The organism is Kitasatospora sp. HPM-01-4 (assembly GCF_051374625.1).
GTDB lineage: Bacteria > Actinomycetota > Actinomycetes > Streptomycetales > Streptomycetaceae > Kitasatospora.
Window position 1 is genome coordinate 4,284,023 of sequence record NZ_JBPQGP010000005.1, and the last position, 14,032, is coordinate 4,298,054.

The following is a 14,032-nucleotide window of genomic DNA, read 5'->3' on the forward strand; positions in this document are numbered from 1 at the left end:
GGTGCGGCGCCGCCGCCGTCGTGGCGCGAGTACGGGGAAAGAATGGGAAGGGGATCGATGGAGCAGCGCACCGTCGTTCGTTGTGCCGAGGGGCACCTGTTCAGCACCAGCACGTTCCCGCTGCAGCAGCTCGGCCCCGGACGGCTCGGTCCCGGCAGACTGATCCGCTGTCCGCAGTGCGGACGGCTGCGCAGCTCGGTGCCGGCCGATGTGAGTGAGCTGTCCGCGCCGCAACTGGCGCGCGCGATGCGACTGGAGGCCGCTCCGTTCCTGGCCTGAGCGCCGGGGAGCGGGCCGCCGCAGGGCGCAATCGGATCATCTGGGCCCCGGCCGGATTCGGCCGGGGCCCAGGTGTGCACGTACTCTCGAAGCGTGCTGCTCTCTGACAAGGACATCCGTACCGAGATCGACAAGGGCCGGGTCGTGATCGACCCGTTCGACCCTGCGATGATCCAGCCTTCCAGCATCGACGTCCGGCTGGACCGTTTCTTCCGGGTGTTCGAGAACCACCGCTACCCGCACATCGACCCCTCCGAGGAGCAGCCGGACCTCACGCGGCTGGTCGAGCCGGAGGGCGACGACGCGTTCATCCTGCACCCCGGTGAGTTCGTGCTGGCCTCCACGTACGAGGTGATCACGCTCCCGGACGATGTGGCCTCCCGGCTGGAGGGCAAGTCCAGCCTGGGCCGGCTCGGGCTGCTGACCCACTCCACCGCGGGCTTCATCGACCCGGGCTTCAGCGGGCACGTCACGCTGGAGCTGTCCAATGTGGCCACCCTGCCGATCAAGCTCTACCCGGGCATGAAGATCGGCCAGCTCTGCCTGTTCCGGCTGTCCTCGCCGTCCGAGCACCCGTACGGGTCCGAGCGGTACGGCTCGCGCTACCAGGGCCAGCGCGGCCCGACGCCGTCGCGCTCGCACGTGAACTTCCACCGCACGCAGGTGTGACGCCGCACCCGGGTGCGGTGGCACCCGGGTGTAATGCGGGACGACGGAGGGGGCGTACGGACAGATCCGTACGCCCCCTCCGCTGTGCTCAGGCCGCCTCGGGCGTCAGGCCGACTTCGGGGCGTCGCACCGACTTCGGGCGTCGGGCCCGCTCCGGAGGACAGGCCCGCTTCAAGCGTCAGGCCCGCTTGGGACGGGTGACCGCGACCAGCTCGCTGCCGTCCTCGGAGAGCAGCAACTCGGTGCGCAGCTCGGCCAGTTCGCCGAGGTGGTGCAGATGGGTGCCACCGCAGAAGATCTCGGCGGGGCCGTCCGGGAGCTCGCAGTGCCAGCGGCGGCGGGCGGTCAGCTCGGGCCCCGGCACCTCGATCCTGACCTCGGCGTCGGCCTCGACCCAGGCCGCGAGCTGGACGTTGACGGCCTCGGTGAGTGCGGGGAGGGCGTCGGCCAGCGCCGGGTACTCCTCGGTGGCCTCCGTCGTGAAGCCCTTCTTGCGCAGTGACTTGCCGAGCCGGTAGGTGTCCGTGCTGGCCTCGGTGTCCATCACCGAGGAAGCCATGGCGAGGCTGTCGAAGTCGGGGTTGCCGAAGGCGTCCGCGCGGCCCGGGTCCTTGCGCCAGCGCGGAGCGAGGGCGGCGTTCAGGGCGAGGGCGAGCAGGTGGCAGCCGCTGTGGGCGGCGGAGAGCAGCGCCCGGCGCCCGGCGTCCACGCGCAGCTCGGCGACCTGGCCGACCGCACCTGCGGGCTCGGTCGCGACCACGTGCAGCACCAGCCAGGACCACTCCTCGTCGCCCCGCCGCACCGGGATGTCGGCGCCGACCAGCAGCTCGCCGCCGTCGGGGCCGACGGCACCGGTCAGGCAGTCCACCACCGGGTACGTGACGCCGCCGACGGTGAGTTCGCCGAGGTCGGCGGGCTGGTCGGGCCAGGTGTGGTCGAGCGGGTGGAACGGGGTCGCCTCGGTGACCACGGCGTACCGGCCGTCGGCCAGCGCGTGCACGGCGAGCACGGGCGACTCACCGCTCACCTCCCCGGCCGGGAAGCTGACGTGGGTGGTGGGGAGGAGGGTCATTCGATGGCTCCGTGGACGGCGGGACGGGTGCGGAGGGATGGGATGAACGGAGGAAGCTGGGCAGCCCCCACCCTAGCCCCGGCCAGGTCCCCGTCCACGGTGTGCCCGGCCCCGGCCCACCCTCGGCAGCCGCGAGTCGAGCAGCCGCGGCCTCAGCGGCCGCGCCCCCGGCTCAGCCCAGCGTCGGCAGCTTGATCAGCACCAGCAGCGCCACCAGCTGCAGCGCCGCCGCACCCGCCGCCTTGCCCCAGGGCAGGTCGTGCAGGCGGCGCACCATGGTGGTCAGCAGGAAGGCACAGAGCAGCCAGGTCGCCCACCCCAGCACCTGCACCACGGGGTTGCTCGCGGGCAGGAAGAGCGCGAACAGCAGGCGGGGCGCGTCGGTGGTCCAGCCGATCAGTACGGCCAGACCGATGGTCGACTGCCAGGGCCCGTCGCCGCCGAGCTGCCGGGCGAGCCCGTAGGTCACCGCACCGAGCATGCCGCCCGCCAGGGTGAACCCGACCGCCGCCGCGACGATCGCCCAGAGCGCCACCGAGAAGGTGGAGTCGACCACGTCGTTGTGGGTGGCGCCGATACCGAGCACGGCGAGCACGCCGTAGATCAGCGAGACCGAGAGCGCGGGCAGCCACACCTGGTGGTCCCGCATCCGGTCGAAGGTCGCGGACGGCTCCCGGTACATGCCGGCGAGCAGCTGCTTCCAGGTCAGTCGCGGGCCGCCGAGGTGCGGCCCGGACTGGCCGCCGGCCCGGTAGACCGTGACGTTGTCCTGCGCGGGGTAGCCCTGCGGTTCGTCGTACTCCGGGCCGTACCCGGGACCGTAGCCCTGGTTCTGGCCCTGGTCCGGGTAGCCCTGCTGCCCGTGCGGCTGCTGGTACGGCGGCTCACCGTACGGGTAGGGCGGCTCGCCGACGGGGAACGCCCGGGTGTGGCCTGGCTCGTCCCCCTGCGGTGCACCGCTTCCGTACGCCCCGGCCCCGCCCGGGTACGCCTCGTTCGGGCCGGTGAAGAACTCGGGCTGCCCGGACGCGTACGGCGGCTCGTCCTGCTGCCCGCCCCCGTACTGCCCCGCGTGCGCACGCGCAGACCCACCGGGTGCCGTCGCCCAGCCCTGCCGGGGGTCTGCGGCGCCCTGTCCGTTGTCGTATCCGTTGCCAGCCACGCATCGACGTTACCCGCTGACGCTGACCCGGCGTCGGTTGATCAACAGGTCGGGGGAGATTGCAGCACCGCTGTGACACGCCGGTGCGCGCTCCAGGCCCGGCCGGATCCGGTGCACGGACCCGTACGCATCCGTGCACCGAAGCGCCGACCGTGGAGCCCCGGTCCGGGCAGGATCCGGACCAGCCGAGGAACCGGCTAGCGCTGCACGCCGACCGCAGGCGCGTGCACCACGGCCGCCGGGGTCTCGCCGGCCGGGCAGCCGCCGGGGCCCGCCGTGGTGCGGACCGCGCCGACCGGCAGCAGGGTGCCGCAGGCGATCCGGATGCCGTTCGGCAGTTCGTTGTCGGACTCCACGATCGCGCCGTCGCCGATCACGGCCCCGTCGAGTGCCGTACGGGCCCCGATCGTCGCGTAGGCACCGACGATGGAGTCCTTGACCAGGGCGTCCTCGGCGATCACCGCGCCGGGCAGGATCACGCTGCCCTCGACGATCGCACCGGACTCGATCACCGCGCCCTCGGAGACCACCGTGCCGCAGCTGAGCACCGCGCCCGGGTGGACGTCGGCGTCGGGCAGCAGCAGGGCCTCACCGGTCGGTCCCGGCACCGCCGGGGAGTCGACCTTGCCGAGCACCAGATCGGCCGAGCCCTGGACGAAGGCCGCGGGGGTGCCCAGGTCGAGCCAGTACGAGGTGTCGACCACACCGCGCAGCAGGGCGCCGGTGGACAGCAGTTCGGGGAAGGTCTCGCGCTCGACGGAGACCTCGCGGCCGGTCGGGATCCGGTCGATCACCGATCGGGTGAAGACGTAGCACCCGGCGTTGATCTGGTCGGTGACGATCTGCTCGGGGGTCTCGGGCTTCTCCAGGAACTCCAGCACCCGCCCGTTCCCGTCGGTCGGCACCAGGCCGAAGGCGCGCGGGTCCTCGACCCGGGTGAGGTGCAGGGTGACATCGGCCCCGGCGGCCACGTGGCCGTCGCGCAGGGCGGCGATGTCCACACCGGAGAGGATGTCGCCGTTGAAGACGAGCACCGGCTCGTCGGGGCCGCAGGTGAGGCCGGAGGCGGCGTTGCGGATCGCCCCGCCGGTGCCGAGCGGCTCCTTCTCGGTGAGGTAGACCAGCTCGATGCCGTACGGGCTGCCGTCCTTGAAGTGGTCGACGAAGACCTCGGCCAGGTACGAGGTGGCCAGCACGACCCGGGTCACCCCGGCCGCGGCGGCACGGGCCAGCTGGTGGGCGATGAAGGGCACTCCGGCGACGGGGAGCATCGGCTTGGGAGTGTGGGTGGTCAGCGGGCGCAGTCGTGTGCCCTTACCACCGACCAGCATGATCGCCTCGGTCATGGTCCGCGCTTCTCCCCTTGTTCCGGTGTGATGGCCGTCCCGGTACGACGACCCGGCCGTTCTGCCGGCCGTTGCCGTTGTTCGGAAGCCCGTAGCGGGCCCGTAAGCGCCTACTGTATTTCCTTCCAAAGCAGGCACGTTCCAACGGCTGCTTGATCCTTATCACTGAATCATTGAAGAACCCCACGGACGATCGACCGGGCGCTTAAACGAACATTAACGATCGTCGAAGAAACGAAGCGGCCGGAATGGTTCCGGCCCCCGCCCCGGAACGGGGTGGGGGCCGGAACGCCGACGGCTAAACCGCAGGTCAGACCTCGGCCGGCTGCGGATCCGGCGCGGGCTGGGCCTTCACCGAGTCGAGCAGCAGCTGGGCCACGTCGACCACCTTCAGGTGCTCCTTGGCGGCGCCTTCGTTCTTCTTGCCGTTGACCGAGTCGGAGAGCATCACCAGGCAGAACGGGCAGGCGGTGGAGACGATGTCCGGGTTGAGCGACAGCGCCTCGTCCACGCGCTCGGTGTTGATCCGCTTGCCGATCCGCTCCTCCATCCACATCCGGGCACCACCGGCGCCGCAGCAGAAGCCGCGCTCCTTGTGGCGGTGCATCTCCTGCTGGCGCAGACCGGGGACCTTGTCCATGATCTCGCGCGGCGGGCTGTAGACCTTGTTGTGGCGGCCCAGGTAGCAGGGGTCGTGGTAGGTGATCAGACCCTCGACCGGGTTGACCGGGACCAGCTTGCCCTCGTCGATCAGGTGCTGCAGCAGCTGGGTGTGGTGGATCACCTCGAAGTGGCCGCCCAGCTGCGGGTACTCGTTGGCGATGGTGTTGAAGCAGTGCGGGCAGGTGGCGACGATCCGCTTGACCGGGGCGTCCTCCAGGGCCGCGTTCAGCGTCTCGACGTTCTGCGCGCCGAGCATCTGGAACAGGAACTCGTTGCCCAGGCGGCGGGCGGAGTCACCGGTGCACGACTCCTCCTTGCCGAGGATCGCGAACTTGACGCCCGCGGTGTGCAGCAGCTCCGCGAAGGCCTTGGTGGTCTTCTTGGCCCGGTCCTCCAGGGCGCCGGCGCAGCCGACCCAGTACAGGTACTCGACCTCGGCGGGCTCGATGTCCTGGCCGATGACCGGCACCTCGATGCCGGTGTCCTTCTTGAGCTCCTTGACCCAGTCCAGGCGCGCCTTGGTGGCCATGCCCCACGGGTTGCCCTTGTTCTCCAGGTTCTTGAGCATCGTCCCGGCCTCGGTCGGGAACGAGGACTCGATCATCACCTGGTAGCGGCGCATGTCGACGATGTGGTCGATGTGCTCGATGTCCACCGGGCACTGCTCGACGCAGGCGCCGCAGGTGGTGCAGGACCAGAGCACGTCCGGGTCGATGACGCCGTTCTCCTCGGCGGTGCCGACCAGCGGGCGCTCGGCCTCGGCGAGAGCCGCCGCCGGGACGCCGGCCAGCTGCTCGGCGGTGCCCTTCTCCTCGCCCTCCATGCTCTTGCCGCCGCCGGCCAGCAGGTAGGGCGCCTTGGCGAAGGCGTGGTCGCGCAGCGACATGATCAGCAGCTTGGGCGAGAGCGGCTTGCCGGTGTTCCAGGCCGGGCACTGCGACTGGCAGCGGCCGCACTCGGTGCAGGTGGAGAAGTCGAGGATGCCCTTCCAGGAGAAGTGCTCGACCTGGGAGACGCCGAAGACCGCGTCCTCGGCCGGGTCCTCGAAGTCGATCGGCTGGCCGCCGCTGGTCATCGGCTGCAGCGCGCCGAGCGCCACGGCGCCGTCGGCGTTCCGCTTGAACCAGATGTTGGGGAAGCCCAGGAAGCGGTGCCAGGCGACACCCATGTCGGTGTTGAGCGAGACCGTGATCATCCAGATGAAGGAGACCGAGATCTTGATCATCGCGGTCAGCCAGAGCAGGTTGTGCAGGGTGCCGACACTCAGCCCGGAGAACGCCTTCACCAGCGGGTACGAGACCACGTACGCGGGCGAGTAGTGGTCGACCCCGAGCTGCGCGCCCTCCAGGCCGCGCAGGGTCAGGATCGCCGCACCGATGATCAGGATGACCGCCTCGATGAAGTACGCGAAGCCCATGTTCGAGCCGGCGAAGCGGGACTTGCGGCCCGGCTTGTTCGGCAGGCTCAGCTGGCGGATCACGGTCAGCACCGCGATGCCGAGGAAGGTCACCAGGCCGAGCAGCTCCTGGAACACCAGGTACGGCGTCCAGTCACCGACGATCGGGACCTCGAAGTCCGGGTCGAAGAGCTGGCCGAACGCGCCGACCAGGGTGAGGATCAGCGCGTAGAAGCCGACGGCGACGCACCAGTGGGCGATACCGACGATGCCCCACTTGTTCATCCGGCTGTGCCCGAGGAACTCCCGGATCAGGGTCACCGTGCGGGCCACCGGGTCGTTGATCCGCGACCCGGCCGGTACGGGCTGGCCGAGCCGGACGAACCGGTAGATCTGCGCGATGGCACGAGCGAACAGCGCCACGCCAACCACGGTCGTGCCCAGTGAGATGAGGATCGCTGCTAGCTGCATCCGGCTTCTCCGTACTCCAGCGGCGGTGAGGGTATAGGTCCGTCAAGTGTACTCGTGGGTAACTTAACCACCCACCGGGCGGACCTTATCGCCCATTAGCACCGATCCAGAAGGTGCTCAAGGTATGGCGGCAGTCACGTAAGGCCATACTCACCCATTCGAGCGAAAAAGGGACGGGGTGGATCGCCCGCGCAGCAAACTTGAGCCGCCACGACTCAGGGCTGTTGACTCGCTCGCGCCCCTCGTGCATGCTTGAGCCCGTAAAGCTCAACTTCTCGTCGGAGGTATCCACGATGGCACGTGCGGTCGGCATCGACCTCGGTACGACTAACTCGGTCGTCAGCGTCCTGGAGGGCGGTGAGCCCACCGTCATCACCAACGCCGAGGGTGCCCGGACCACGCCGTCCGTCGTCGCCTTCGCAAAGAACGGCGAGGTTCTGGTCGGCGAGGTCGCCAAGCGTCAGGCGGTCACCAACGTCGACCGCACCATCCGGTCGGTCAAGCGCCACATGGGCACCGACTGGAAGATCAACCTGGACGGCAAGGACTTCAACCCCCAGCAGATCTCCGCCTTCATCCTGCAGAAGCTGAAGCGCGACGCCGAGGCCTACCTGGGCGAGACCGTCACCGACGCCGTCATCACCGTCCCGGCGTACTTCAACGACTCCGAGCGCCAGGCCACCAAGGAGGCCGGCGAGATCGCGGGCCTGAACGTCCTGCGCATCGTCAACGAGCCGACCGCCGCCGCCCTGGCCTACGGCCTGGACAAGGACGACCAGACCATCCTGGTCTTCGACCTCGGTGGTGGCACCTTCGACGTCTCCCTGCTGGAGATCGGCGACGGCGTCGTCGAGGTGAAGGCCACCAACGGTGACAACCACCTCGGTGGTGACGACTGGGACCAGCGGGTCGTCGACCACCTGGTGAAGACCTTCCAGGCCGGCCACGGTGTCGACCTGTCCAAGGACAAGATGGCCCTGCAGCGTCTGCGCGAGGCTGCCGAGAAGGCCAAGATCGAGCTGTCCTCGTCCTCCGAGACCTCGATCAACCTGCCCTACATCACGGCCTCCGCCGAGGGCCCGCTGCACCTGGACGAGAAGCTCACCCGGGCCCAGTTCCAGCAGCTGACCGCGGACCTGCTGGAGCGCTGCAAGGTTCCGTTCCACAACGTCATCAAGGACGCCGGCATCCAGCTGTCCGAGATCGACCACGTGGTCCTGGTCGGTGGCTCCACCCGTATGCCGGCCGTCTCCGAGCTGGTCAAGGAGCTGACCGGCGGCAAGGAGGCCAACAAGGGCGTCAACCCGGACGAGGTCGTCGCCATCGGCGCCTCGCTGCAGGCCGGTGTCCTCAAGGGTGAGGTCAAGGACGTCCTGCTGCTGGACGTCACCCCGCTGTCCCTCGGTATCGAGACCAAGGGCGGCATCATGACCAAGCTGATCGAGCGCAACACCACCATCCCGACCAAGCGGTCGGAGATCTTCACCACGGCCGAGGACAACCAGCCGTCCGTGCAGATCCAGGTCTACCAGGGTGAGCGCGAGATCGCGGCCTACAACAAGAAGCTCGGCATGTTCGAGCTGACCGGCCTGCCGCCGGCCCCGCGCGGCCTGCCGCAGATCGAGGTCACCTTCGACATCGACGCCAACGGCATCATGCACGTGGCCGCGAAGGACCTCGGCACCGGCAAGGAGCAGAAGATGACCGTCACCGGCGGCTCCTCGCTGCCGAAGGACGAGGTCGACCGGATGCGCCGCGAGGCCGAGCAGTACGCGGAGGAGGACACCAAGCGCCGCGAGGCCGTCGAGACCCGCAACCAGGGCGAGCAGCTCGTCTACTCGACCGAGAAGTTCATCGCCGACAACGCCGAGAAGCTCCCGGCCGAGGTCAAGACCGAGGTCGAGACCGCGATCGCCGAGCTGAAGGAGAAGCTCAAGGGCGAGGACATCGCGGCGATCCGCGAGGCCACCGAGAAGGTCTCCACCACCGCGCAGAAGCTGGGCCAGGCCCTCTACGCGCAGAACGAGGCCGCCGGTGCCGCGGCCGGCGGTGCCACCGCCGGCGCCCACAAGGACGACGACGTCGTCGACGCCGAGATCGTCGACGAGGACAAGCCCAAGGGCGGTGCGGCATGACGGAGAAGCCGCAGGGCGGCAAGCCCGGCGACGACTCCGCCGCCGAGGAGGCCGTTCTCAAGGCCGCCGAGGAGGCCGTCGCGGACGCCTCCGCCGACGAGCTCACCACTGCCAAGCGCGAGGCCTCCGAGCGGACGGCCGACCTGCAGCGCCTCCAGGCCGAGTACCAGAACTACCGCAAGCGGGTCGAGCGCGACCGGCTGACGGTCCGCGAGATCGCGGTCTCCAACATCCTGGAGACCCTGATCCCGGTACTGGACGACATCGGCCGGGCCCGTGAGCACGGCGAGGTGACGGGCGGTTTCAAGTCGGTCGCCGACTCGCTGGAGACCGTCGTCGCCAAGCTGGGCCTGCAGCAGTTCGGCAAGGAGGGCGAGCCCTTCGACCCGACCATGCACGAGGCGCTGATGCACAGCTACTCCTCGGACGTCACCGAGGACACCTGCGTGCAGATCCTGCAGCCCGGCTACCGCATCGGCGAGCGGATCATCCGCCCGGCCATGGTCGCGGTGGCCGAGCCCCAGCCGGGCAGCCAGAGCACCTCCGCCCCGGAGGCCTCCGAGAAGTCGGAGTCCGACAAGGGTGACGGTGCGGCCGAAAGCTGACACCCTGTGCGCTGCGGAGTCGTACGTCGTCCATCGTTGCGACGGACGGCTCCGCAGCGCCGTATCCGCGAGCACTGACCGTTTTATGTTCCGGCCTGGGAGGTGGCGGCAGCCATGAGCACCAAGGACTACGTGGAGAAGGACTACTACAAGGTCCTCGGCGTGCCCAAGGACGCCACCGCCGCCGAAATCAAGAAGACCTACCGCAAGCTGGCCCGGGAGTTCCACCCCGACGCCAACAAGGGTGACGCCAAGGCCGAGGAGCGCTTCAAGGACATCTCCGAGGCGTACGACGTCCTCTCGGACGAGAAGCGCCGCAAGGAGTACGACGAGGCCAGGTCGCTGTTCGGCGCGGGCGGCTTCCGCGGCGGCGGGGCCGGCGGCGGCAGCTACAACTTCGACTTCGGCGACCTGTTCAGCGGCTCGCAGGGCGGCGGCGGCATCGGCGACGTCTTCGGCGGACTGTTCAACCGCACCGGCGGCCGGCAGGCCCAGCCGCGCCGGGGCGCCGACGTCGAGACCGAGGTGACGCTCAGCTTCGAGGAGGCCGTGGACGGCGCCACCGTCCCGCTCCGGATGACCAGCCAGGCCGCGTGCCGCTCCTGTTCCGGCACCGGTGCCAAGACCGGCACCACGCCCAGGGTCTGCCCGACCTGCGTCGGCGCGGGCACCGTCAGCCGGGGCCAGGGCGCCTTCGCGCTCTCCGAGCCCTGCCGGGACTGCAAGGGCCGCGGCATGCTGGTCGACGACCCGTGCACCGTCTGCCACGGCAGCGGCCGCGCCAGCTCGGCCCGCACCATGCAGGTCCGGATCCCCGCCGGGGTGCAGGACGCCCAGCGCATCCGGCTCAAGGGCAAGGGCGCCCAGGGCGAGCGCGGCGGCCAGCCCGGCGACCTCTACGTCACGGTCCACGTGGACTCGCACCCGGTCTTCGGCCGCAAGGGCGACAACCTCACCGTGACGGTCCCGGTCAGCTTCCCCGAGGCCGCGCTCGGCGGCACCATCGAGGTGCCGACGCTGAACGGTCCCTCGGTGAAGCTCAAGCTGCCCCCGGGCAGCTCGAACGGCCTCACCATGCGGGCCCGCGGCAAGGGCGCCACCCGCAAGGACGGCACCCGCGGCGACCTGCTGGTCACCGTGGAGGTCGTGGTCCCCAAGAACATCACCGGCGACGCACTGAGCGCACTGGAGCACTATCGCGAGGCCACCGCCTCGGACGACCCGCGTGCCGCCCTCTTCAAGGCGGCGGAGGGAGCGTGACCAGATGAACCAGGACCAGACCGGCACCGGCAACGCGATCGGCCCGGGTCTCGGGGAGGGGCTCCCCGGCGGTCCCCGCCCGGGCCGGACCTCCTCGGCCCGCGCCAATCCGTACCAGCTGACCGAGGACACCCCGGTCTACGTGATCTCGGTGGCCGCCGAGCTCTCCGGCCTGCACCCGCAGACCCTGCGCCAGTACGACCGCCTCGGCCTGGTCTGCCCCGACCGGACCGCGGGCCGCGGCCGGCGCTACTCCGCCCGCGACATCCAGCAGCTGCGCGACGTCCAGCGCCTCTCCCAGGACGAGGGCATCAACCTGGCCGGCATCAAGCGCATCATCGAGCTGGAGAACCAGGTCAGCGCCCTGCAGTCCCGCATCGCCGAGCTGGTCGGCTCCCTGGAGGACGCCGCCACCACCCTCCAGCAGCGCGAGGCCGCCGTCCACGCCTCCTACCGCCGCGACCTCGTCCCGTACCAGCAGGTCCAGCAGTCCAGCGCCCTGGTGGTGTGGCGGCCGAAGCGGTAGAACAGCCCGCAGAGCCTGCAGTCGTCGGCACCCCTTCCTCTTGGGGGGTGCCGACGAACTCGTTGTGGTGAGAGAGTGCGATCCCAGGCGGCCGCGCTCGCGCGTCGAGTCCGGCGGCTGCCAGGTGAAGCCAGTGCCTAGGATCTGCGGAGACAGCTCACTGGGCATACCAGTTCGGCCGACAGCGAGGAGCGACGGATGGGTGGGGCTGAGGATCCCGGTCTCACATCGACCGGGCTTGGTGCGCTGTCCGCCGAAGCACGGGCCCTGTACAAGTCGGCCGTCCGCTCCAACGGGAGGCTCGTCCCGGCCACCCTGGGGGACGGTGACGACGGGCACCTGCGCGAACTGGTCGAAGTCGGGCTCCTCGTACCGGACATGGACGACCCCGGGGTGCTCGTCGCCGTCGACCCGAAGCAGATCACGGCCGGGCTGACCGCGACCCTGCAGCGCCGCGCCCTCGAACTGCTCACCCGCGCCTCGGCACTGCCGACCGAACTGCACGAGCTGAGCCAGGCGTACGGCCACCTGGGAACGGTCTCCCAGGCCGGCGGCCCCGTCGAGCACATCCAGGGCAAGACCGAGATCAACCGGCGGCTCGCCGAGCTGATGGAGGGCAGCTGCAAGGAGGTTCTCAGCGCGCAGCCCGGCGGAGGCGCGCGGTCCTTCCCGGCGGCGGCCGCGATCGAACTGGACGTCAACATGCTCCGCCGCGGCGTCTCACGCCGGACGATCTACCAGCCCAGCACCCGCTACTCGGCCCCGACGAGGGAGTACGTCGCGGCGATGACCAGCGTGGGCGGCCAGGTACGCACTCTGGGCGAGCCTTTTACCCGCCTGATAGTCGTGGACCGACTGATCGCTGTCATTCCCTTCGACGGCGACACCGAACGGGCCGCGGTGGTTCAGGACGAGGCTGTTGTGGCGTACCTGGTCAACCAATTCGATGGCTTCTGGGAACGGGCGATACCGTTTCTGGGCGGAAACGACGTACCCCCTGAAGTGGTCTCCCGTCTCCGGGCGAACATCATCCGCATGATGCTTCAGGGGGTGGGCCATCGCGTCATTGCCCGCAGCCTGGGACTCAGCGAGCGGACCCTGGCACGCCACATCGCCGAACTACGCGAGGAACACGACGCCGAGACTCTGTTTCAGCTCGGCTGGAAGATGGCGGAGAGCCATCGCAGCCTTCCGCATTTCGAAGACGACGTCGTGGAGTGACCAGAATCCGTCAGGTCCAGATCACATCGGCAGCCGGGGACGCCTGAAGAGCAGCCAGGCTCGGAGCAGCAGCAGCCGGTGGCGTCTGATGCGTGCTGACCACGGATCGGGTCCAGATGACGTCAGTGGCGTGCGCCGGTGCAACGCCGAGCAGAACGGTCACCCCGGCGAGTATGACTGAGGTCGCGAGACGGCGCGCCTTGAGCACGGGGACCACTTCCCTTCAAATGTAATTGCCGACTTCACCATATTGGTTCCGCCAAGTCGGCCGACACTCGCGGTTACCCACGAACCGTCAGCTGACAGCGGCGGTCCATACCTTATGCATCGGATGTAACTTTTGCAGCCCCAACGGCTGGCCAGCAGTACACGGGATGTGTCATCTCGCTGCCTGGCAGGGAGATGACACCGGGTGCCAGTGGACGCGAGACCGCCCTCACCGAGACGATCAGTGCACCGTCCAATCGGTCGGAATCGCCACTGTACGGGGGCGAGAGCCAGTGGCGTGGACATGCCGAAATAGTTCTGACCTCAGCGAATGTACAGCAGCATTCTCAATAACCACACCGCCCATCAGGACTTGGCACCCTCGGGCACTTCCTCCCCGGAGTCGACATGAGTGAGCCCTACCTGCGCCAGCGCGCCGTCCAGACCCCCGAGGGCCGGCGCGCACGGGTGTTCCTGGCCGCGCCGCTGATGCGGTTGACCGGTCCGGCCGACAGCGTGGTGACCCTGGCCAGCCGGACCAGGCTGACCACCCTCCGCTCGACACTCCTGAACAGCGGCGCGGCCGTGTACAGCGCTCACCACAGCGACGCCTGGACCGTGCAGGGCCGGGCCCCCGAGTCCCGGGTGCCGTCCGACTTCCGCGCGCTGCAGACCGCCGACCTGGTCTTCGCCTACGTCGGCGCTCCGCTCTCGGCCGGCGTGAGCCTGGAGCTGGGCTGGGCCTCCGCGCTGCGCAAGCCGGTGGTGCTGCTGGTGGACGAGGCGATCACGCACAACCCGCTGATCGCCACCATCGAGCAGGTCGCGCCGGTACTGCCGCTGGTCTTCGACGACACCTGGTCCCAGGAGGCGCTGCGCCACACCGTGGAGACCGCGCTCGACTGGGCGGGCATGGCCCTCTCGCTCCGCGAGGGCTTCTGGACCTCCCCCGGCGACGCCTTCCCGGCGCCGCGCCAGGAGCCCTTCGGCTACTGGTCGTCCGAGGCCGCCACCGGCTGA

At 69.7% G+C, this 14,032-nt stretch carries 11 protein-coding genes and 1 pseudogene; 8 read left to right on the forward strand and 4 right to left on the reverse strand.

The window, feature by feature from the left end:
• Positions 1–42: 42 nt before the first annotated feature.
• A complete protein-coding gene (locus ACSMTC_RS18645) occupies positions 43–279 on the forward strand; it encodes a hypothetical protein (RefSeq protein WP_436560831.1) in 237 nt (78 codons plus the stop codon).
• A 93-nt stretch (positions 280–372) separates the two neighbouring features.
• Positions 373–948 (forward strand): dCTP deaminase, encoded by a 576-nt coding sequence (dcd, locus tag ACSMTC_RS18650; RefSeq protein WP_436560832.1) that lies wholly within the window; start codon positions 373–375, stop codon positions 946–948.
• Between the two features lie 178 nt (positions 949–1,126).
• On the opposite strand, the gene ACSMTC_RS18655 is transcribed toward dcd, so the two are convergent.
• From ACSMTC_RS18655 to ACSMTC_RS18670, 4 genes and pseudogenes are all read right to left on the reverse strand, one after another.
• Positions 1,127–2,020: an alanyl-tRNA editing protein gene (locus tag ACSMTC_RS18655; protein ID WP_436560833.1), complete on the reverse strand. Its 894-nt coding sequence runs from the start codon at positions 2,018–2,020 to the stop codon at positions 1,127–1,129.
• A 172-nt stretch (positions 2,021–2,192) separates the two neighbouring features.
• Entirely contained in the window at positions 2,193–3,182 is a 990-nt protein-coding gene (locus ACSMTC_RS18660) for a Yip1 family protein (protein WP_436560834.1), read from the reverse strand.
• A gap of 281 nt (positions 3,183–3,463) precedes the next feature.
• Positions 3,464–4,528: pseudogene (manB, locus tag ACSMTC_RS18665) on the reverse strand (mannose-1-phosphate guanylyltransferase); the annotation flags it as partial.
• Positions 4,529–4,838: 310 nt separating this feature from the next.
• Complete coding sequence (locus ACSMTC_RS18670) at positions 4,839–7,058, reverse strand: heterodisulfide reductase-related iron-sulfur binding cluster (protein ID WP_436560835.1); 2,220 nt, start codon at positions 7,056–7,058, stop codon at positions 4,839–4,841.
• 293 nt (positions 7,059–7,351) lie between these two features.
• Here ACSMTC_RS18670 and dnaK point away from each other — a divergent pair, with 293 nt between their 5' ends.
• The 6 genes from dnaK to ACSMTC_RS18700 all read left to right on the forward strand — a co-directional run bounded on the left by dnaK (position 7,352) and on the right by ACSMTC_RS18700 (position 14,032).
• On the forward strand, positions 7,352–9,193 hold the full coding sequence (gene dnaK, locus ACSMTC_RS18675; protein WP_436560836.1) for a molecular chaperone DnaK: 1,842 nt from the start codon (positions 7,352–7,354) through the stop codon (positions 9,191–9,193).
• Complete coding sequence (gene grpE, locus ACSMTC_RS18680; RefSeq protein ID WP_436560837.1) at positions 9,190–9,798, forward strand: nucleotide exchange factor GrpE; 609 nt, start codon at positions 9,190–9,192, stop codon at positions 9,796–9,798. The genes dnaK and grpE overlap by 4 nt, the downstream gene beginning before the upstream one ends.
• A gap of 114 nt (positions 9,799–9,912) precedes the next feature.
• Positions 9,913–11,058, forward strand: coding sequence for a molecular chaperone DnaJ (gene dnaJ / locus ACSMTC_RS18685; protein WP_436560838.1), 1,146 nt, complete (start codon positions 9,913–9,915; stop codon positions 11,056–11,058).
• 4 nt (positions 11,059–11,062) lie between these two features.
• Positions 11,063–11,584, forward strand: a complete 522-nt coding sequence (locus ACSMTC_RS18690) for a heat shock protein transcriptional repressor HspR (RefSeq protein ID WP_436560839.1) — start codon at positions 11,063–11,065, stop codon at positions 11,582–11,584.
• Positions 11,585–11,782: 198 nt separating this feature from the next.
• Positions 11,783–12,805, forward strand: coding sequence for a hypothetical protein (locus ACSMTC_RS18695; RefSeq protein ID WP_436560840.1), 1,023 nt, complete (start codon positions 11,783–11,785; stop codon positions 12,803–12,805).
• 615 nt (positions 12,806–13,420) lie between these two features.
• Positions 13,421–14,032: a hypothetical protein gene (locus ACSMTC_RS18700; protein ID WP_436560841.1), complete on the forward strand. Its 612-nt coding sequence runs from the start codon at positions 13,421–13,423 to the stop codon at positions 14,030–14,032.

Bases quoted from the DNA above. Each gene is read 5' to 3' on its own strand.
- ACSMTC_RS18695 (WP_436560840.1), top strand. From the start codon at position 11,783: ATGGGTGGGGCTGAGGATCCCGGTCTCACATCGACCGGGCTTGGTGCG.
- dnaJ (WP_436560838.1), top strand. From the start codon at position 9,913: ATGAGCACCAAGGACTACGTGGAGAAGGACTACTACAAGGTCCTCGGC.
- dnaK (WP_436560836.1), top strand. From the start codon at position 7,352: ATGGCACGTGCGGTCGGCATCGACCTCGGTACGACTAACTCGGTCGTC.
- grpE (WP_436560837.1), top strand. From the start codon at position 9,190: ATGACGGAGAAGCCGCAGGGCGGCAAGCCCGGCGACGACTCCGCCGCC.
- ACSMTC_RS18690 (WP_436560839.1), top strand. From the start codon at position 11,063: ATGAACCAGGACCAGACCGGCACCGGCAACGCGATCGGCCCGGGTCTC.
- ACSMTC_RS18655 (WP_436560833.1), bottom strand. From the start codon at position 2,020: ATGACCCTCCTCCCCACCACCCACGTCAGCTTCCCGGCCGGGGAGGTG.
- ACSMTC_RS18670 (WP_436560835.1), bottom strand. From the start codon at position 7,058: ATGCAGCTAGCAGCGATCCTCATCTCACTGGGCACGACCGTGGTTGGC.
- ACSMTC_RS18700 (WP_436560841.1), top strand. From the start codon at position 13,421: ATGAGTGAGCCCTACCTGCGCCAGCGCGCCGTCCAGACCCCCGAGGGC.
- ACSMTC_RS18645 (WP_436560831.1), top strand. From the start codon at position 43: ATGGGAAGGGGATCGATGGAGCAGCGCACCGTCGTTCGTTGTGCCGAG.